Source organism: Burkholderia sp. KBS0801, from assembly GCF_005937855.2.
In the GTDB taxonomy this organism is placed as follows: Bacteria; Pseudomonadota; Gammaproteobacteria; order Burkholderiales; family Burkholderiaceae; genus Burkholderia; species Burkholderia ambifaria.
In genome coordinates this window covers 2230182-2249985 of the sequence record NZ_CP042178.1, presented here as the reverse complement: position 1 = coordinate 2249985, position 19804 = coordinate 2230182, and the positions used below count along the sequence as shown (strand labels likewise).

Genomic DNA, 19804 nt, shown 5'->3' with positions numbered 1-19804 from the left:
TCGACTTTACCTGCGCGTTAAATAGGGCAATAAAAACTCGCGCTTGTATTGTCAGACGAAATTCGTTATCAACTAGAAAGGTTGTGGAGCCAACCGGAAGCATTGGCGGTGTCTGCGGACATTGATGATGTACGCGGTTGCATGCATAACCCGCATGGATCAGAACATATCTGACCTGCCAATTTCAAAACTGCCTTGATGCTGACGCTAGAAGGGAGCGTCGTGTACAAGGTCACACGATATCGGGGTTGTTAGATGAAAAGAAGGGATTTTCTTGGCGTCTCCGCTGCTGCATTGGAAAGCACTCCTATTCGAAGCTTGGCGCAAGGGCACGGCCCCGCAGACCCGGATAAGTTCGACTTTGATGCTTCGAGATCCCGCCCGTCGGTTCAAGAGGCTTTGACAACTCTCGTACGAAAAATCGGAGACTTCGTCGATCACAAGGATTTCGTGATTTATTTCACGGGCTCGCAACCGCTGGAAGTCAACGGCACGCGCGCCAGTATCAAGGCAATGAATCCGGACGGAACTCCGGCAGCAATTCATCGCCCCTCGTTTGGTGGGCTGTCGCCCAGGCCTCCGCGCTAATTTTTCTGATATTTGAGGAGGTATGAGGAAGGTCAAATTGATCTTCCTTGTACTGCAAAAAGGGAAGATTATGAAAAATAAGTGGGTCGGAAGGCTGATGAAATATTTTTTCGTTTCTATTTCCGTTTCTTTGGCATTGATGTTAATTCTATTTGTGGTGGTGGTTTACGTCAGAAATTGGGATGGCGGAGATGGGGCATGTTCCGACATGAGTAGATCGGAAATAACCGGATACATGGAAAAATATGCGAAGCAAAAAGGCGCGTCGGATGTTGTATTTGATGAAAATTTCGAATATATGAAGGATCTTCATCAATGGAAGGTTCCTTATAGATCCGATGGACGTCGATATGTTGCGAAAATGACGTGCTTGGGCGTTATTCTCGATAACGTCGGCCCATATGATTAGCAATTATGGATTTGATCTCGCCGTCAAACGATAGATCGTATCGATGGAACCCCCGTTGACCGTGGCGGATTTACCGTCGGCCGTGAAACGACACCGGCGAGCGGAGTGGAACAGGGGCGGTTGTGGCGATATCAAGTTGCTCGACATTGTCAACCAACCGGGCTTGAGAAAGCAGATGGGTGTAGCGAGGGTGATGCAACCGGGCGGCGACTTACGCCACCGCCCGGCTCAAGGTAAATCGCGTTACTTCCCGTCGTCGCCCTTGATCTGCGGCAACGCCGACGATTCACCCGGCGTCAGCAGCCCGACTTGCGAATACACGCGCAGCTTGTCGCGCGTATCGGTGATGTCGAGGTTGCGCATCGTCAGCTGACCGATCCGGTCGCGCGGCGAGAACGTCGATGCCACCTTCTCCATCGACAGGCGTTCCGGCTGGTACGTGAGATTCGGCGACTTCGTGCTCAGGATCGAGTAGTCGTTGCCGCGGCGCAGTTCGATCTTCACTTCGCCGGTGATCGCGCGTGCAACCCAGCGCTGCGCTGTTTCGCGCAGCATGATCGCCTGCGGGTCGAACCAGCGGCCCTGATACAGCAGACGGCCGAGACGGCGGCCGTTCTCGCGGTACTGCTCGATCGTGTCTTCGTTGTGGATGCCGGTGACGAGGCGCTCGTACGCGATGTACAGCAGCGCGAGGCCCGGGGCTTCGTAGATGCCGCGGCTCTTCGCCTCGATGATGCGGTTCTCGATCTGGTCGCTCATGCCGAGGCCGTGGCGGCCGCCGATGCGGTTCGCTTCGAGCAGCAGTTCGACCGGGTCCTTGAATTCGACGCCGTTCAGCGCGACCGGCTGGCCCGCTTCGAAGCGCACCGTCACTTCCTCTGCGGCGATCTTCACATCGTCACGCCAGAACGCGACGCCCATGATCGGATTCACGATCTTGATGCCGCTTTCGAGGCTTTCGAGATCCTTCGCTTCGTGCGTCGCGCCGAGCAGGTTGGAGTCGGTCGAATACGCTTTCTCGGCCGACATCTTGTACGCGAAGCCGGCCTGGTTCATGAATTCGGACATTTCGGCGCGGCCGCCGAGTTCGTCGATGAACGTCTGGTCGAGCCACGGCTTGTAGATCTTCAGATCCGGGTTCACGAGCAGGCCGTAGCGGTAGAAGCGCTCGATGTCGTTGCCCTTGTACGTGCTGCCGTCACCCCAGATGTTGACGCCGTCTTCCTTCATCGCGGCGACGAGCATCGTACCCGTCACGGCGCGGCCGATCGGCGTCGTGTTGAAGTACGTGACGCCGGCCGTCGTGATGTGGAACGCGCCGCTTTGCAGCGCCGCGATGCCTTCGGCGACGAGCTGCGCGCGGCAGTCGATCAGGCGGGCGCCGGCTGCGCCGTATTCGATTGCGCGCTTCGGGATCGCGTCGTAATCGTCTTCGTCGGGCTGGCCGAGGTTCGCCGTGTATGCGTACGGGACGGCGCCCTTCAGTTTCATCCAGTGCAGCGCGGCGCTGGTGTCCAGGCCGCCGGAGAAGGCGATACCGACCTTCTGGCCGGTCGGGAGGCTTTCGAGAATCGTGCTCATAGGAATTACCGTGGATTGAAGCCGGTGGGATCGTATTTCGCGGAATATGCGAGTATCGGCTGTCCGGGAAGTTGGGGCAAGACCTGATTTTCGCGCCAATGCGTCGGCGGCCCTGTCGCGGCGGGCTTGGCGGCCGGTTAACCGCCCGGAGAATCCGCCGCGAAGCGGCGCCGAAAGGCGGTCGAAACCGGTGGGCACGCGCCGTCACGTAAGCGCTGTTTCCAGGGCCGGATCGGCCTGAAAGTGCGGCCGATGTCGTCAAGAGGCGGTCTCGCCCGGATGAAAGAAATATGAAAGATTTCCGGCGTCCACCGTAATCCGTTGACTTCAGACCTTCACGCCTTCAGATATTCCACGCCTGCGCGGTATCGAGCAGTTTCTCGCGCAACTGATCCACTTCGGCGGCCAGCTTGGCCGTGATCGACACGTAGCCCGACAATTCCGGCGGCGGCGCGTCGTGCGGCGCATCGGCCGGCCGGCGGCGCGGAGCGAGCCGGCTCGGCGTGCCGAACTTCAGCGCGCGGCTCGCGCCGACGAGCGTGTCGCGGATGCGCCGGTTCACGGCCTTCATCGCGGTTCGCATGTATTCGCGGGCGGCGAGGTCGTCGCGGGCCGGCACGGCGCTCGACAGGATCTCCAGGTAGCCGATGCACAGGCGCAGGCTGCGCTGGATCGCCTCGAGGTGCGTGACCGAGATCTCGCACTCCTTCGACACCGACGGCATCAGCGAACGCAGCTGCACGAGCAGCGCGCTCAGCGCGGCCATTTCCTTCAGGTGCGCGTCGTCGCTCACGGGGCGGTCGCCGGCGAGCCGTGCGTGCACGGCCGCGCACGCGCGCAGCGCGTCGGCGAGCTTGTAGCGCCACGAGTAGGTCGCATAGAGCGGCAGCGCGAAGGAGAATGCCAGCGCGATCGCGATGCCGACCAGCACGTTCACCGCGCGCCACAGGCCGTCGACGATCTCGTTGTCGCCGTGTCCGGCGACGATCACCATCGTGATCGCCGACAGCAGCGCGATGTAGCCGGCCTTGCCGATCGCGTGATACGCGCAGAGCCCGCACGCGATCGACATCAGCAGGTAGATCGCGAACGGCATGTGCAGGACCGAATACAGCACGATCAGCCCCAGCCCCGCGAGTGCGCCGATCGACGTGCCGAGCGCGCGCTCGGCCGCCTTCTTGCGGATGTTGCCGTGATGCTGCAGCCCGCCGACGACGATCAGCACGGTGATCGTCGACCATTCGCCGTGCGGCACGCGCAGGCCGGTGGACAGGCCGATCGACACGAGGATCGCGAGCGCGACGCGCGCCGCATGGATCAGCTTCGCGTGCCGGTAGCGGCGGTACGGGTCCAGCAGAGGACGGAGCGCGTGGCGCAGGAGGGGTGGCAATTGGACAGGGAGCTGGGCAGTCATGACGGAGCGGGGGTGGCCGGCGGGGTGGCCGCCGGGGTGGCCACAATACGCGCGGGCGGCCTGCGCGGGCCGGCGCCGCGCCGCACGCGCAGCTGACGCAACGCTAGCCGAACGCGCGCGGGCTGTCCACGGCGAGGCGGCGGAGCGTCGGGGGAATGGGCGACCGCCGCGTCACGCGTCGGCCGTGCTCGCCTCGGCGTCGGACACGCGATTGCGGCCGCCGGACTTCGCACGGTACAGCGCTTCGTCTGCCTGCCGCAGCAGCGCCGCGGCATTCACGCGCCCGCCGGTGGCGGTCGCGGTGCCGATGCTCGTCGTCACGTGCCCGTACGGGCTGCGGCCGTGCGCGATGTCGAGCCCGGCGATCGCGCGGCGGATCGTCTCGGCGACGGTCGCCGCGCCCCGCGCATCGGTGTCGGGCAGCGTGACGACGAATTCCTCGCCGCCGTAGCGCGCGACGTGGTCGCTGTCGCGACGCAGGCAGCGCGACGCGGATTGCGCGACGCGGCGCAGCACGTCGTCGCCGGCGAGGTGGCCGTAGTAGTCGTTGAACGCCTTGAAATGATCGACGTCGACGAACAGCACCGACAGCGGGCGGCCGCTGCGCGACGCGCGCTGCGCTTCCTTCGCGAGCACCGCGTCGAAGGTGCCGCGGTTGTCGAGGCCGGTCAGCGAATCGGTGTGCGCGAGCCGGTACAGCTTCGACTCGGCGATCTGCCGGCGCTTGAGTTCGCGCGACAGCGCGAGCGAGCCCCACGCGATGAACGCGGTGAACAGGCCCATCAGCACGGCGGTCCAGATCGCGCGATGGCGCCACGATGCGTAGATGTCGATCTCGGCGGGCGCGACGTCGACGAGCAGCGGCAGATTCGCGAGGTGCTTGTAAACATAGATGCGGCGCACGCCGTCGATCGCGCCGACACCCGTGAGCGCGCCTTCGCTGCGGCGCTGCGACTCGATGAAGAGCGGGGAGTCGTGCAGATCGAGGCCGACCACGCGCGCGTCGTACGGCAGGCGGGACACGAGCGCGCCGTTGTCCTCGATGACCGCGGCGCTGCCGTGCTTGCCGACGGCGACCCCGTCGAGCAGCGCGCGGAAGTAGTCGATGTTCAGCGTGCCGACGACGATCCCGCCGAACGTGCCGTCGGCCCGGACGATCCGGCGGCTGAGCGCGATCGTCAGTGCGCCGCCGCGCAGCCGGGACGCATAGGGCCGGCTGATGTAGAGGCCCGGCGCAAGCCGGTCGCGATGCACGGCGAAATAGTCGCGATCGGCGAAATTGCCTTGCCGCGGCGGCGACCTGGCCGAGTCGATCACGATATTGCCGTGCGGGTCCATCACGAAAATGGCGCCGAGATACGCGCCGGTCGCGGCGCGGTCGAACAGCAGCCGGTGACGCTGGCGCGGCGGCAATGCCATTAGTTCCGGATCGGATAGACCGTCGACCACGTTTTGCAGTGATAGATCATAAAGTTCGATATTGCGGGAAATATCGCGCTCGATCAGCAGCATCAGATTGCGCGCATTTTCGACCGCATGGCCGTACGCGTCGTTGCGTGCCTCGATTAAAAGCGACGTCGAGAATCCCCAGCTGAGCAGCAACAGCACGATGCCCGCGACGAGTACGCCGCGGGGCGACAGAATGCGGGCCACGGCCGACACGGTATGGCGGCGCAGCGTAGCGGGCAGCGGGTATGAATTCATCCTCGGGGGCGGCAGGCGGCGGATATTGGTGTGTCGTGGGGTCCGCGCGCTGAATATTTCGAATTAGCCCGTATTATGTCGCGAAATCTTGAAGCTGGCCGCGCGCTGCAAAACATGCTGCGCAAATTACCGGGTTTCCGGCGGTTACGCATCATTACTGCATGCCTTGCGGACGATTTTGATTTGAATCAATCGCCAATCCGTAACATTTCGTCTGATTATTACCGTGTATGTCGATTGATTTGTCGCTTTAATGCGGGATCGGCATAGGAAGCGAAGCCGATTACGCATGGCTTGGGTTGGAATGACCGATAACCGGTCGGCGAATAGGCGTTTCGCCGCCTGCGCGGCCGTGAGTGGCGCGTTGCCGCCCGTGCCGCACCCAACCCGTTGATTCCGTGGGCGTTCGGACGCGAGCGATCCCGATGACGAATCAGGTAGAATCCGCGCTTCGCCGCAGGCGCCCGGCGCGCAACGCGTATCGGGGCCGCATCGAATGCATCGCAGGCGGCGCACCCGATCCCGCTTGCGCCGGTTCCGGATGCCGGCCCGCTCAACGTTCGTCTCGTTTATGTCCGCACTTCCGAATTCCGACCCATCCGGTTCGCCCGCGAACCCACCCAAGCTTCATCGCGCGCTGAAGGCGCGCCATCTGACGATGATCGCCATCGGCGGCTCGATCGGCACGGGCCTGTTCGTCGCGTCCGGCGCGTCGATTTCGCAGGCCGGCCCCGGCGGCGCGATGGTCGCGTACATGCTGATCGGCCTGATGGTCTACTTCCTGATGACGAGCCTCGGCGAAATGGCCGCGTTCATGCCGGTGTCGGGCTCGTTCGCGACCTATGGCGCGAAATACGTCGACGAAGGCTTCGGCTTCGCGCTCGGCTGGAACTACTGGTACAACTGGGCCGTGACGATCGCGGTCGAACTCGTCGCCGCGCAGCTCGTGATGCACTACTGGTTCCCGGACGTGCCGGGTGTCTGGTGGAGCGCCGCGTTCCTCGCCGTGATGTTCCTGCTCAACGCGCTGACCGTTCGCGGCTTCGGCGAAGCCGAATACTGGTTCGCGCTGATCAAGGTCGTCACGGTGGTCGCGTTCATCGGCGTCGGCCTGCTGATGATCTTCGGCATTCTGAAGGGCGCGCCGGGCAACGGCTGGGGCAACCTGACGATCGGCGACGCGCCGTTCGCGGGCGGCCTGCCGGCGCTGATGGGCGTCGCGATGATCGCGGGCTTCTCGTTCCAGGGCACCGAGCTGATCGGCGTCGCGGCCGGCGAATCGGAGAACCCCCGCACGACGATCCCGCGCGCGGTGCGCCAGGTGTTCTGGCGGATCCTGCTGTTCTACGTGCTCGCGATCTTCGTGATCGGCGTGCTGATTCCGTACACCGACCCGAGCCTGCTGAAGAGCGACGTGACCGACATCGGCGTGAGCCCGTTCACGCTCGTATTCCGCCACGCGGGCCTCGCGTTCGCGGCCGGCGTGATGAACGCGGTGATCCTGACGGCCGTGCTGTCGGCCGGCAATTCGGGCATGTACGCGTCGACGCGGATGCTCTACAACCTCGCGACGGAAGGCCGTGCGCCGAATCTGTTCGCGAAGCTGTCACCGGGCGGCGTGCCGCGCAATGCGCTGTACGCGACGACGGCCGTCGGCGCGCTGTGTTTCTTCACGTCGCTGTACGGCGACAAGACGGTGTACCTGTGGTTGCTGAACACGTCGGGCATGACCGGTTTCATCGCGTGGCTCGGCATCGCGATCAGCCACTACCGGTTCCGCAAGGGCTACGTGAAGCAGGGCTACGCGGTCGATCAGCTGCCGTACCAGTCGAAGTGGTTCCCGTTCGGCCCGCTGTTCGCGTTCGTGCTGTGTCTCGTGATCGCGCTGGGACAGGACTATCAGGCGTTCCTCGCGAACCGGATCGACTGGGCGGGCGTGGCCGCGACCTACGTCGGCATCCCGCTGTTCCTCGTCGTCTGGCTCGGCTACCGGTTCCTGAACAAGAGCCGCTTCGTGCGCTACGAAGATATGGAAATCGCGCCGTGGGTGGCCGCGAACCGCGGCGCACAGACGCAGCGCGTGGCGAACCGCGAAACCGCGGGCTGATGCCGGTGCGGCAGGGCCGCGCGAGATGCGATGAAACGGGAAGCCGCGTGCTTCCCGTTTTTTTTGTCGGCTTTCCCCTGCACGCGGTCAAAGCCGGTTATATTTCCCGACCCTACCGGGCCACGGCCCGGCCGGCGCGACGAGCGCGGCGCGGATCGGGCATCCGGCGCGCGCCTGTTGCGGCGGCCGGCGGCGCCCGGCGTTTCAATCGCTCCGCCGCGGCCGGCACGGCCCGCGGAGCGGCAACCCAGAGGAATTCATGAGCGCATCACCCGCCGAGCGGAAGGCCGGACCCGTTTCCATCGTGCGAATCGAAGCCGCGATCAATGCGTGGCGCGAAGTGTATCCGCCGGCGCCGGACGGCGAGGACGGCTACGCGCTCGACGCCGGCAGCAACTGCCTGGCCGAGCTGTACGGCGCGATGATCTGCTATCGGCTGCCGGACGTGCCGCTCGATTCGCTGAGCGACGCGCAGCGCGATGCGCTGTACGCCACCGAGGCGTGACGCGCGGCCGGGACGATGCCGCGACGCGGCGTCGATGAACGAACGGGAAGCCTGGCGGCTTCCCGTTTTGCTTTGCGCGGTGCGCGACGCGCATGCAGGCGCGACGTTGCTCGCGCCGGGATCGGCGCGCCGTGAGGTATCGTCATGGCATCGGGATCAGGCGAGCACGGGGCGACCGGCGTGGCGACCAGCGCGGGCGACCGGCGCGGCACGCGTCCGCGCGGGGCCGAATGAACGTCCGTGGCCTGTCCGGGAGGGTTCGAACATGGAGTTGAGACACCTCCGCTACTTCGTCGCCGTTGCCGAGGAGCGGAATTTCACGCGTGCGGCCGAGCGCCTGCACATCGCGCAGCCGCCGCTCAGCCGGCAGATCCAGCAGCTCGAGGAGGCGCTCGGCGTGCCGCTGTTCGAGCGCAACGCGCGGCCGCTGAAGCTGACCGACGCGGGACGGTTCTTCTATTCGCACGCGGTGCAGCTGCTCGCGCAGACGACCGAGCTCGAATCGATGACGAAGCGGGTCGGCAAGATCGAGCGCAGCATGTCGGTCGGTTTCGTCGGCTCGACGCTGTACGGGATGCTGCCGAAGATCATCCGGCGCTTTCGCAGCGAGTATCCGGCCGTCGAGCTGAGCCTGCACGAGATGTCGACGATGGACCAGATCAAGGCGCTGAAGGAAGGGCGCATCGACGTCGGGTTCGGACGCATCCGTCACGAGGATCCGAGCGTGCGGCGCGTCGTGCTGCGCGAGGAACGGATGATCGTCGCGCTGCCGGTCGGTCACGTGCTCGACGGCGCGAAGCCCGTGCTGTCGCTGCACGATCTCGTGAACGACACGCTGATCATCTTTCCGAAGGCGCCGCGGCCGAGCTATGCGGACCAGGTGCTCGCGGCATTCCACGATCGCGCGCTGCAGCCGCGGCGCATCTACGAGACGCGCGAGCTGCAGATCGCGCTCGGGCTCGTCGCGATGGGCGAGGGCGTGTCGGTCGTGCCGCACAGCGTGTACGGGCTGAAGCGCGACGACATCAGCTACAAGCCGCTCGACGATCCGAACCTCGTGTCGCCGATCATCATGAGCATGCGGATGCTCGACGAATCGGAGGACATCCGCGCGATGCAGGCGCTGATCTACCGGCTCTACGACGAGGCGCAGATGGAGTATCTGCCGCCGCAACCCGAATGAGCGTGCGGGCGGTGGAGGCTTGCTTGACGCCGCGCGCGGCGCCGGGCCACCATCGTCGGCATTCGCTGCGGTACGCCCGCGTGCGGCCCGCCTTCATGCAGACGACGACATACACATGACTGACATCGTGACCGAGGAGACCTGGGTCGAGACGCCGCAAGGGCGTCTCTTCGCGAAGCGCTGGCGCGGTGCGCCGGCGGTGGAAACGGCCGCGCCTGAGGCGGTGGTACCGAGGCCGGCCGCACCTAAGCCGGCCGCACCGATCGTGCTGCTGCACGATTCGCTCGGCTGCGTCGAACTATGGCGCGACTTCCCCGCCCGCCTCGCGCGCGCCACCGGCCGTGACGTGATCGCGTACGACCGGCTCGGCTTCGGCCGATCCGATCGTCATCCGGGGCAGCTCGCCGCGACGTTCGTGCGCGACGAGGCCGGTCACGGATTCCATGCGCTGCTCGAATGGTTCGGCATCGATACGTTCGTCGCGTTCGGGCACAGCGTCGGCGGCGGGATGGCGGTCGGGTGCGCGGCCGCGTATCCGGCGCGTTGCCGCGCGCTGGTGACGGTCGCCGCGCAGGCATTCGTCGAGGATCGTACGCGCGACGGCATTCGCGACGCGGCGCAGCAGTTCGACGCGCCCGGCCAGCTCGACCGGCTCGCGCGCTATCACGGCGAGAAGGCCGAATGGGTGCTGCGTGCGTGGGTCGACATGTGGCTGTCGCCGGCGTTTCGCAGCTGGAGTCTCGACGACGAACTGCCGCGCGTACGCTGCGCGACGCTCGCGATTCACGGCGAGCAGGACGAATACGGCTCCGACGTGCATCCGAAGCGGATCGCCGCGCGCGTCGCGGGGCCGTCGACGTTCCTGCTGCTCGACGGATGCGGGCACATCCCGCATCGCGAGCGGCCCGACGACGTACTCGCGGCGGTGGCGACGTTGCTGCGCGACGCGCCCGCCTGAACCTGCCAACCAGATGCGACCGGCGGGGCGAACCTGCCGGCGCTCAGAACGCCAGCTGGATCGCGAGATCGATCGCGAGCAGCGCGATCGAGCAGCCAATGCCGAGGACCACGTTCGGCAGGCGGTGCTCGAAATCGCGATGGTCGCGGCGCATCGCGGCGCCGAGCAGGAAGATCGCCTCGACGACGATCTGCAGCCCGACGAACAGCAGCATCAGCAGATACTCGTAACCCATCTGCTTGAACGCGGCGAATTGCATCCCGTGATCGCGGATCCACTGGCCGACGCGCAGCAGTTCGTAGACGAACAGCAAGGCGGGAAACAGGTAGCTGATGAAATACGTCGGCGCGGTGGCGTGCCGTAGCTCGAGGTGGAAGTGCTGATGTGTCGTAGCCATCACGAAGCCCTCCTTGCAATGCATGATTGCGGATGCGACGGCGGCGCGGCGACGTGCGGACTAGGGGATTGCCCGATGTATCGGGCGCGGCCGTACGACACCAGCATACTGCCGCGCGGGAAATTTGGCATCCCGTCTGATCATTCGTTGTAAAAACCCCTGCGCGGCGCGCGGCGCAATCGGCGCGGCATCCGACTGCCGATGCCGCTCACGGCTTCGCTTGCGCGCCTTCGACGAACAGTTTCGCGACTGACTGGAATTCCCGTTTCAGCGACAACCCCGGCACCGTCAGCCAGCGGAGCATCGCCGCGAGATACAGGTGGTGGAACCACGTGGCGAGCTGGTCGGCCGCCAGCGCCGGGTTCAGCTCGCCGGCCTGCTGGCCGGCCGCGATCAGCTGCTGCCACACGAGCGCGATGTCGCTGCCGTGCTCCGTCGCACCTTCCGCTGGGACCGCCCCGATGCTCAGGAATCGATGCCGCAGGTATGCGAGCAGATACACCGGGTGCTGTTCGCACCACGCGGCCGACGCATCGAGCACGCAGGCGATTCGCGACGCGAAGCTTTTCCGTCTTGCGAGGTCGCGCCCGAGATGTGCAAGGTCGCGCGCGAGTTCGCCTTCGAGCCAGTGCGCGAGCACGGCTTCCTTCGTCGGGAAGTGGTTGTAGAGCGTTCGTTTCGCGACGTCGGCCTGCGCGGCGATCTGCTCCATCGTGACGGCGTCGTAGCCGTGCGCATCAAACAGGCGCGCGCCGGTTGAGGCAAGGTGCGCGAGCATCTGGATGCGCTTGCGCGCGCGGCGGCCCTGATCCTCGGTCGTCATCGGCATGGCTCGGGGTTGACGGAAAGTGTACGAATTGCATTAGTATACGACGTGCACTTTTTTGAATCCACTCGTTCTCGCCGTGCGCGAGGAGTCACGCATGAAGCTCGTCATTGCCACCTACGGCACCGAAGGTGACACGCGCCCGCTCGCGGTGCTGGGTTGCGCGCTGACGGCGGCCGGTCATGAAGTCCGGTTGCTGGCCGACGCCGCGACGCTTGGTTCGGCCGCCGCGCTCGGCGTGCCGTGCGCGCCGTTGTCCGGCGATATCCGCGCGGCGCTCGCGCCGGAGGGCGCGTTGTCCGATGCGGTGCGCGGGCGCGGCGGCTTCAACGACACGTCGAAGGCGCTCGCGGCGATCGCGAATGCGAACACGGAAGCGTGGATGCGCGAAGTCGCGCACGCGTCGGCCGGTTGCGATGCGATCCTCGTGTCGGGGCTGGCGTCGTTCGTCGGGCTGTCGGTCGCCGAGTATCGCGGCGTGCCGGCAATCGGCGCGGGAATGATCCCGATCACGCCGACCGCGGCGTTCGCGTCGCCGTTCCTGCCGCCCGGCAAGGTGCCGCGCTGGCTGAATCGCGCCAGCCACCGGTTCGTGAACGCGCTGCTGTGGCAGGCGTTCAGGAAGGCGACCAATGCGGCGCGCGCCAGCGTGTGCGGATTGCCGCCGCGCCGGCGCGTGTGGACCGATCATCCGATGCTGTACGGCGTGTCGCCCGTGCTGCTCGCCGAGCCGGCCGACTGGCCGCCGAATGTGCTGGCATGCGGTCAGTGGCGTATCGACGCGCCGGCGTGGACACCGCCGCCCGCGCTCGCCGCCTTTCTGGAAGCGGGCGATCCGCCCGTGTATATCGGCTTCGGCAGCATGGCCGGGTTCGACCGCGCCGCGATGGTCGACGCGCTGGTGCGGGCGCTCGACGGCCGGCGTGCGCTGTTCCAGCCGGGTTGGAGCGGCATCGACGCGTCGATGCTGCCCGCGCACGTGTGCGTGATCGGCGAGACGCCGCACGACTGGTTGCTTCCGCAAGTATCGATGGCGATCCACCACGGCGGGTCGGGCACCACGCATTCGGCTGCGCGGGCGGGCATTGCGTCGGTCGTCGTGCCGTTCGCGGGCGATCAGTTCTTCTGGGCGAACCGGCTGCAGCGGCTCGGTGTGGCCGATGCGCCGGTTGCCGGGCGCCGCGTGCGCGCCGCCGCGTTCGCACGTGCGATCGCGTTCGCGGCGCGTGCCGATACGCAAGCGCGGGCCGCTGAACTCGGTGCGCGGCTCGGGCGGGAGGACGGGTTGCGTGTGGCGGTCGATGCGATCGAGCGCTGGGCGCGCCGCGGCGCCCAATGAACGCGCGAGCCGCGCGTCAGAAATGCCCGGTGAACCGGTAGCGGCTGCCCGGATGCCATAGATTCGCGACCGACGCGACCATCCCCTGCGACCACGTGCGCCGATGCAGCAGCAGGCAGGGCTCGCGTTCGTCCATCGCCAGGTGGCGGCGCGTCGGCGCATCGGGCATCGCGGCCTCGATCCGGTATTCGACACGCTGTAGCGGCGCGACGCGCGTCAGGTACTGGTTCGGCGTCGTCGTCGTGAAGTCCTGCAACGCGTATTCGGGCGCGCAGGCCGGATTGACCCAGCGTTCCTCGAGCTGCACGGGTGTGTCGTTCTCGAAGTGCAGCACGCGCGAATGAAAGATCGGGTTGCCCGTGTTGAGCCGCAGTTCGTCGGCGAGCTGCGCGTCGGCGACGGCCGCGCCCACCTCCAGCACCTGCGCCCGATACGCATGGCCGCGCGCGGCGACTTCATCCGAGATGCTGCGGATCGCGACCAGCGTCGATTCGTATTTCGGCGACGCGACGTACGTGCCGGAGCCGCGCGTACGCGTGAGCACCTGCTCGGCCGTCAGCTCGCGCAGCGCGCGGTTGACCGTCATCCGCGCGACGTTGAATTCGCGCGCGAGCTCGTTCTCCGACGGCACCTGGTCGCCTTCCGCCCACTCGCCCGCGTGGATACGCGCGAGGATGAAGTCCTTGATTTCCTGATAGATCGGTGTGGTCATGGGGTTGCTGTTCAAGTGACGGCGGCCGCGTGCCGTCGCAGTCCGGCCTTCGTGCGGCGGCCGGGCGGAGTGTACCGGGTTCGATGCGGCACCCGCCCGGCCATCGACGCATGATCCCCATTATTTCGGCACATATCCACACGGGAAATCGCGCAGAGACGTGGCTCGGCGAACGTCGAGCACGGGCGATGCACGCACCGCGAGCGGAAAAGTATAGACAAACGAACGCATGGCCGAGCGGGTCAGAATTGTCTTATTAAAGCGCGGTTTCAGCAAAATGTAATGCGCAGTGGATTGAAATATAAGGAAATCCCGAGCCGATACGACGATTGTTCGGCAACTAGAGATAAACACGGATTGCTGGCGGTATCCCGAAAAAGGCAAAGTTGTATGTACAACTTGGGGGCCGTCTAGATGACGGCTTCCGGGTTGGAAGGGTTCGCGGCGGCGACGCCCGACGGGCCCGTGCCCAGTTCGCCTATGACAGGAACGCCATGAAGAAACTCGTCCTCAGTATTGCCCTCACGTGTAGCGCGGTGGGTGCCGCGCCACGCCGCCGGTCTTTCTGGAATTGCTGACATGATTTTCCAGGGATTTGGCCCGCTGCTGTGGGCCGGCACGGTGGAAACCGTGAAGCTGGCGGTGCTGTCGCTCGCCGCGTCGCTCGTGCTGGGGCTGGTCGGTGCGAGCGCGAAACTGTCGACGAACCGCGCGCTCAAGGCGCTCGGCACGTTCTACACGACACTGATCCGCGCGGTGCCCGATCTCGTGCTGATGCTGCTGCTGTTCTACGGGATCCAGATCCTGCTGAACATGGCGACCGACGCGCTCGGCTGGGATCAGATCGACATCGATCCGTTCGTCGCCGGCGTCATCACGCTCGGCTTCATCTACGGCGCGTACTTCACCGAGACGTTTCGCGGTGCGTTTCTCGCGGTGCCGCGCGGCCAGCTCGAAGCCGGCTTCGCGTACGGGATGGGCGGCTGGCGCGTGTTCCACCGGATCCTGTTTCCGCAGATGATGCGCTTCGCGCTGCCGGGCATCGGCAACAACTGGCAGGTGCTCGTGAAGGCCACCGCGCTGGTGTCGATCATCGGCCTCGCCGATGTCGTGAAGGCGTCGCAGGACGCCGGCAAGAGCACGCTCGATTTCTTCTTCTTCACGCTCGCGGCGGGCGCGATCTACCTCGCGATCACGACGGTGTCGAACGTCGTGCTGTATCACCTCGAGAAGCGTTATTCCGTTGGCGTCCGGAGGCTCGCACTGTGATCGAACTCATCGGCCAGTACTGGCAAAACTATCTCTACACCGACGGCTATCGCTTCAGCGGCCTCGCGATCACGCTGTGGCTGCTGGTCGTGTCGATCGCGTTCGGCTTCGCGCTGGCCGTGCCGCTCGCGATCGCGCGCGCGTCGTCGAACCGCTGGATTTCCGGCCCGGTGTGGCTCTACACGTACGTGTTCCGCGGCACGCCGCTCTACGTGCAGCTGCTGATGTGCTACACCGGCATCTACAGCCTGCAGGTCGTGCACGACCACGTGCTGCTCGACACGTTCTTCCGCAACGCGATGAACTGCACGCTGCTCGCATTCGTGCTGAACGAATGCGCGTATGCGACCGAGATCTTCGCGGGCGCGATCAAGGCCACGTCGGCCGGCGAGATCGAGGCCGGGATGGCGTACGGGATGTCGCGCCTCAAGCTCTATACGCGCATCATCCTGCCGTCCGCGCTGCGCCGCTCGCTGCCCAGCTACAGCAACGAAGTGATCCTGATGCTGCACGCGACGACGCTCGCGTTCACCGCGACCGTGCCCGACATCCTGAAGGTCACGCGCGACGTCAACTCCGCGACGTACATGTCGTTCCAGGCCTACGGCATCGCGGCCGTGCTGTACGCCATCGTCGTGTTCACGCTCATCTGGGCGTTCCGCAAGCTCGAGACGCGCTGGCTCGCGTACCTCTCGCCGCGCGGCCATTAATGCAAGGAAGGACCAAGCATGTACAAGCTCACCGTTGATAACCTCCACAAGAAGTTCGGCGACAACGAGGTGTTGAAGGGCGTGTCGATGAAGGCGAAGGCCGGCGACGTGATCAGCATCATCGGCTCGAGCGGCTCCGGCAAGAGCACGTTCCTGCGCTGCATCAACTTCCTCGAGCAGCCGTGCTCGGGGCAGATCACGATCGGCAGCGAGCCGATCCAGACCGCCCGCGACCGCAACGGCTCGCTGCGCGTGGCCGACCAGAAGCAGCTGCAGCGGATGCGCACGAAGCTCGCGATGGTGTTCCAGCACTTCAACCTGTGGTCGCACATGACGGTGCTCGAGAACGTGATCGAGGCGCCGATGGCCGTGCTCGGAATCGGCAAGGAAGCAGCGGTCGAGCGCGCGCGCCAGTATCTGGAGAAGGTCGGTCTCGCGCCGCGCGTCGAGGGCATGTATCCGTCGCACCTGTCGGGCGGCCAGCAGCAGCGTGTCGCGATCGCGCGTGCGCTCGCGATGGAGCCCGAGGTGATGCTGTTCGACGAGCCGACTTCCGCGCTCGATCCGGAACTCGTCGGCGAAGTGTTGAAGGTGATGCAGAAGCTGGCCGAGGAAGGCCGCACGATGGTCGTCGTCACGCACGAGATGGGTTTCGCGCGCAACGTGTCGAATCATGTGATCTTCCTGCATCAGGGGAAGATCGAGGAAGAGGGCGATCCGCAGGAGATTCTCGTCGATCCGAAAAGCGAGCGGCTCGGGCAGTTCCTGTCGGGGCGGTTGAAGTAAGTAAGCAGCAGCGTTGCGCATCGCCCGTGAAACCGCAATGGCGTCACGGGCGATGCGGAGATTGAAGTACGCTGACAGTTGCGCGAGCCCGTCCGTCGAAGGCGCGCTGCGCGACACGCACGAGCGGTAACCGGCACGGCTTCGCGCCGTCGCAGACTGGAACGCTAAATGCTTGTCAGGCGTGATCCTTTCGATGAAGGAGCACCAAGATGAGCACACCGACCACCACCGCCTTTTCCCACGTGAAGCCGCAGGACACCGCGTATCGGGGCGACGGCCTGCGCGACTTCTTCCTGTATCGCGATCTCGGCATCGCGGCCGCGACGAACGGCAAAGTCGTCGCTCAACTCGTCCGCGCGAATCATGCACCGGCGGCGGGCACCGGCTGGCACCGTCACGAGGCCGAGTTCCATATCGTGATCATGCTGAAGGGCTGGGCGCGCTTCATGTACGGCGAACAGGAAACACTGGTTGCCGCCGGCGACTGCGTGCATCAGGCGCCGGGGATCGTCCACTACCTGTTCGACTACTCGCCGGACATGGAGTATCTGGAGATCGTCGGGCCCGCCGATTTCAAGTCGATCGATGTCGAAGGGCCTTGCGCCGTGCCGCCGCCGACGCCGTGGGGCGAGACGGGCGCGTAGCTGCCCGGTTTCCCGACGCGCGCATTGTGCGCACGCTTGCATCAAACCGCCTTGGGGCGGCTTTTTCGTTGAGCGTTCCACGGAAGCTTCCGTGTGCTCCGATGTCACCTGCGATCTGCTTTCCCCTTCGACACATTCTTTCGAATTCCGAATAGTTGCGAAGCTGAAGATCCGGAAAGAAAAGAAAGACATTCGTCAGCTTCGATGCGGTGGCGGCGCTGCGATGTCAAAGATCGTCAATTGCGCGTGGGCGCGGTGCACGGCATGTCGACGGCCGGCGTTAAGGAGGTACCAGCCGAATCACCGGCTGACCTACCCGGGAGCGTTCCATGAATCGTATCGCGAAGATCCTGACGGCTAGCGCACTGGCTTGCGCCGTTTTCATTCCGGCGCTTGCCGAAGCACATTCGCACCGCGTGTGCCATTTCGATCATCACCATCATCGCGTGTGCCGCTGGGTGCGGTAACCGTGGCTTTCCCCGGTGATGCCCGGGACGCTTTCACCATTCAGGCCAATCAGGAGAGGGCTATGAAAAAGACGATGTTGATCGCCGCGCTGGTCGCCGGCATGGGTATGTCGATCGGTGCGTTCGCGCAGGTTCCGGCCAGCGCGCCGGCCGGCACGACCGGTCTGTGCAAGGACGGTTCGTTCTACTCGGGCGCGTCGAAGAAGGGCGCATGTGCGGGCCACAAGGGGGTGAAGACCTGGTACGGCGCATCGGCTGCCGCCGCGGCCAGCGCACCGGCTGCAGCGCCCGCAATGGCGGCTTCCGCTGCCGCGGCATCCGGCACCGCGCCGGCAAAGAGCGCGGCCGGGACGACCGCGGCTGCGGCGCCGGGCGGCGGCGCGGGCAAGGTGTGGGCCAACGACAGCACGAAGGTCTATCACTGCTCGACCGACAAGTACTACGGCAAGACGAAGCACGGCAGCTACATGTCGGAAGCGGATGCGAAGGCGAAGGGCTTCCATGCATCGCACGGCAAGGCCTGTTCGTAACACAGGCCGGGCGCGCGGGTTCGCTCGCTCGCGCGTCGGCTGAACGCTGCTGGAAATCGCGCCCCGCCCCTACGGCGGGGCGATTCATTTGCAACGCCGGCGAATACCGTGCCGCTCGGCTTCAGCGGGCGTGATGCGATCATGTTTCGGCCGCCGCATCGTGCCTCGTCGCGCGCGCATCGAGCAGTGCACGCAGCGTGACGTAGTGCGTGCCGTTCGCGTTGCCTTCCGAATCCGCCGTGCGATCGTACGGCTCGTTGTCGTGGATCGTCGCGCGCACGATCGGATAGATCTGCGTTTCCCAGCGGGTGCCGTTGAACACCCCGTAGTGGCCCGCGCCCGTCTGCACGTGGTGCGTCTTGAGATATGGCGGCAACCCCGAACACAGCTCCTGCGCGGCCATCGTCTGGCCGACTGCGCAGATATCGTCCTTCTCGCCTTCGATCGTCAGCAGCGCGGTGCGATGAATCGCCGCCGGTTCGACGAGCCTGTCGCCGACCGTCAGCTCGCCGCGCGCGAGCGCGTATTGCTGGAACACCTTCTCGACCGTTTCCAGATAGAACTCCGCGGTGAGATCGGCCGTTGCGAAGTATTCGTCGTAGAAGTGCCGCAGCGTGTCGGCTTTCGCGGGGTCGCCTTTCGCGCGCTCGTAATACAGATCGGCAAACGACGCCGCGTGCCGGTCGGGATTCATCGACATGAAGGCGCCGACCTGCATGAAGCCCGGATACACGCACCGCTGCGCGCCGACGAAGCCGGCCGGCACGACGCTGATCAGGTTCCGCGCGAACCATTCGATCGACTGGCTCGTGGCGAGCGCGTTGACCTTCGTCGGATTCACGCGGCAGTCGATCGGGCCCGCCATCAATGTCAGGCTCGCGGGCTGCGCCGGATCGCCGCCGGCCGCCATCAGCGCGACCGCCGCGAGCGCGGCGACGGTCGGCTGGCAGATCGCGAGCACATGTGCGTCGGGGCCGATCTGGCGAATGAAGTCGATCACGTGCGCGACGTATTCGTCGAAGCCGAACCGTCCGGCCGTCAGCGGGATGTCGCGGGGGTTGTGCCAGTCGGTGATGTACACGTCGTGGTCGGCCAGCATCGTATGCACCGTGCCGCGCAACAGCGTCGCGAAATGCCCGGACATCGGCGCGACGATCAGCACGCGCGGCTGGGGCGCGACCGGCCGCGCCTTGCGGAAATGCAGCAGCGTGCCGAACGGGGTGGCCGCGGCAGCCTCCTCGACAATCGGTACCGTTTCCCCGTCGACGACGATCGACCGGATGCCGAACGGTGGACGCCGATGCGAGAACGCGCAGCATTCGAGCAGTTCGCACAGTGCGTCGAGCGTGCGGCCCGTCGGCGTGGTGGTGGACGGCGGCCACAGCGCGATCGTCGCGCGTGCAGTGGCCGCCCATGCACGCGCCGGGCGCAGGCATTCGGCAGACCATTGATAGAACGGATAGGCAAGCAGGTTCATGACCGTCGCTCGTTGCGCTGCATTGCATCAAACGAGGCAAGCCGTGTGCCAGCGCGCGGCTGGCACGCGCGTTGCACGCAGTTCGTGAGTGCGGCGGCGCAGGTGGCACGCGATGACGGACGGCCGAAGGCGATGCGTTGCCGCGCCGGTCTGGCGTGTGGCCCGTGCCGCGATACGGTGCGACGCTGTGCCGGTTCG

At 65.5% G+C, this 19804-nt stretch carries 20 protein-coding genes; 13 read left to right on the top strand and 7 right to left on the bottom strand.

Annotation, left to right across the window (positions count from 1 at the left end; genetic code table 11):
- Positions 1 to 255 precede the first annotated feature (255 nt).
- Both FFI87_RS26940 and FFI87_RS35020 read left to right on the top strand, forming a co-directional pair.
- Entirely contained in the window at positions 256 to 588 is a 333-nt protein-coding gene (locus FFI87_RS26940; RefSeq protein ID WP_138850087.1) for a lipid II-degrading bacteriocin, read from the top strand.
- 97 nt (positions 589 to 685) lie between these two features.
- Complete coding sequence (locus FFI87_RS35020; protein ID WP_261378588.1) at positions 686 to 997, top strand: hypothetical protein; 312 nt, start codon at positions 686 to 688, stop codon at positions 995 to 997.
- 243 nt (positions 998 to 1240) lie between these two features.
- On the opposite strand, the gene argG is transcribed toward FFI87_RS35020, so the two are convergent.
- The 3 genes from argG to FFI87_RS26920 all read right to left on the bottom strand — a co-directional run bounded on the left by argG (position 1241) and on the right by FFI87_RS26920 (position 5696).
- The gene (argG, locus tag FFI87_RS26930; protein ID WP_012365474.1) at positions 1241 to 2578 is read right to left on the bottom strand and encodes an argininosuccinate synthase; all 1338 of its coding nucleotides are present in this window, start codon (positions 2576 to 2578) and stop codon (positions 1241 to 1243) included.
- 343 nt (positions 2579 to 2921) lie between these two features.
- Positions 2922 to 3992 (bottom strand): FUSC family protein, encoded by a 1071-nt coding sequence (locus FFI87_RS26925; protein WP_138850088.1) that lies wholly within the window; start codon positions 3990 to 3992, stop codon positions 2922 to 2924.
- 171 nt (positions 3993 to 4163) lie between these two features.
- Positions 4164 to 5696, bottom strand: coding sequence for a sensor domain-containing diguanylate cyclase (locus FFI87_RS26920; RefSeq protein WP_138850089.1), 1533 nt, complete (start codon positions 5694 to 5696; stop codon positions 4164 to 4166).
- Between the two features lie 571 nt (positions 5697 to 6267).
- Here FFI87_RS26920 and FFI87_RS26915 point away from each other — a divergent pair.
- The 4 genes from FFI87_RS26915 to FFI87_RS26900 all read left to right on the top strand — a co-directional run bounded on the left by FFI87_RS26915 (position 6268) and on the right by FFI87_RS26900 (position 10449).
- Positions 6268 to 7803, top strand: coding sequence for an amino acid permease (locus FFI87_RS26915; protein WP_138850090.1), 1536 nt, complete (start codon positions 6268 to 6270; stop codon positions 7801 to 7803).
- A 259-nt stretch (positions 7804 to 8062) separates the two neighbouring features.
- Complete coding sequence (locus FFI87_RS26910) at positions 8063 to 8308, top strand: DUF3717 domain-containing protein (protein WP_006761486.1); 246 nt, start codon at positions 8063 to 8065, stop codon at positions 8306 to 8308.
- A gap of 265 nt (positions 8309 to 8573) precedes the next feature.
- On the top strand, positions 8574 to 9491 hold the full coding sequence (locus FFI87_RS26905) for a LysR family transcriptional regulator (RefSeq protein WP_006750808.1): 918 nt from the start codon (positions 8574 to 8576) through the stop codon (positions 9489 to 9491).
- A 115-nt stretch (positions 9492 to 9606) separates the two neighbouring features.
- On the top strand, positions 9607 to 10449 hold the full coding sequence (locus tag FFI87_RS26900; RefSeq protein WP_138850091.1) for an alpha/beta fold hydrolase: 843 nt from the start codon (positions 9607 to 9609) through the stop codon (positions 10447 to 10449).
- Positions 10450 to 10492: 43 nt separating this feature from the next.
- Here the strand turns inward: FFI87_RS26900 and FFI87_RS26895 are convergent, their stop codons facing one another.
- Both FFI87_RS26895 and FFI87_RS26890 read right to left on the bottom strand, forming a co-directional pair.
- The gene (locus FFI87_RS26895; protein WP_012365480.1) at positions 10493 to 10846 is read right to left on the bottom strand and encodes a hypothetical protein; all 354 of its coding nucleotides are present in this window, start codon (positions 10844 to 10846) and stop codon (positions 10493 to 10495) included.
- Positions 10847 to 11054: 208 nt separating this feature from the next.
- Entirely contained in the window at positions 11055 to 11669 is a 615-nt protein-coding gene (locus FFI87_RS26890) for a TetR/AcrR family transcriptional regulator (protein ID WP_409995114.1), read from the bottom strand.
- Between the two features lie 100 nt (positions 11670 to 11769).
- Here FFI87_RS26890 and FFI87_RS26885 point away from each other — a divergent pair, with 100 nt between their 5' ends.
- Entirely contained in the window at positions 11770 to 13011 is a 1242-nt protein-coding gene (locus FFI87_RS26885; protein WP_138850093.1) for a glycosyltransferase, read from the top strand.
- A gap of 16 nt (positions 13012 to 13027) precedes the next feature.
- Here FFI87_RS26885 and hutC read toward each other — a convergent pair whose 3' ends face one another.
- Positions 13028 to 13723 (bottom strand): histidine utilization repressor, encoded by a 696-nt coding sequence (hutC, locus tag FFI87_RS26880; protein WP_138850094.1) that lies wholly within the window; start codon positions 13721 to 13723, stop codon positions 13028 to 13030.
- 579 nt (positions 13724 to 14302) lie between these two features.
- Between hutC and FFI87_RS26875 the strand changes: the two genes are divergently transcribed.
- The 6 genes from FFI87_RS26875 (at position 14303) to FFI87_RS26855 (ending at position 18129) form a co-directional block, all read left to right on the top strand.
- Complete coding sequence (locus tag FFI87_RS26875; protein WP_138850095.1) at positions 14303 to 14992, top strand: ABC transporter permease; 690 nt, start codon at positions 14303 to 14305, stop codon at positions 14990 to 14992.
- Entirely contained in the window at positions 14989 to 15702 is a 714-nt protein-coding gene (locus tag FFI87_RS26870) for an ABC transporter permease (protein WP_138850096.1), read from the top strand. Before FFI87_RS26875 ends, FFI87_RS26870 begins: the two co-directional genes overlap by 4 nt.
- Positions 15703 to 15720: 18 nt before the next feature.
- Complete coding sequence (locus FFI87_RS26865) at positions 15721 to 16488, top strand: ABC transporter ATP-binding protein (protein ID WP_138850097.1); 768 nt, start codon at positions 15721 to 15723, stop codon at positions 16486 to 16488.
- Positions 16489 to 16697: 209 nt separating this feature from the next.
- Positions 16698 to 17132, top strand: a complete 435-nt coding sequence (locus tag FFI87_RS26860; protein WP_012365486.1) for a cupin domain-containing protein — start codon at positions 16698 to 16700, stop codon at positions 17130 to 17132.
- Between the two features lie 329 nt (positions 17133 to 17461).
- Positions 17462 to 17599 (top strand): HHHH-motif protein, encoded by a 138-nt coding sequence (locus FFI87_RS35015; RefSeq protein WP_012365487.1) that lies wholly within the window; start codon positions 17462 to 17464, stop codon positions 17597 to 17599.
- Positions 17600 to 17661: 62 nt separating this feature from the next.
- Positions 17662 to 18129, top strand: coding sequence for a DUF3761 domain-containing protein (locus tag FFI87_RS26855; RefSeq protein WP_012365488.1), 468 nt, complete (start codon positions 17662 to 17664; stop codon positions 18127 to 18129).
- Positions 18130 to 18268: 139 nt separating this feature from the next.
- Here the strand turns inward: FFI87_RS26855 and FFI87_RS26850 are convergent, their stop codons facing one another.
- The gene (locus tag FFI87_RS26850; protein WP_138850098.1) at positions 18269 to 19606 is read right to left on the bottom strand and encodes a polyhydroxyalkanoate depolymerase; all 1338 of its coding nucleotides are present in this window, start codon (positions 19604 to 19606) and stop codon (positions 18269 to 18271) included.
- Between the last annotated feature and the right edge of the window lie 198 nt (positions 19607 to 19804).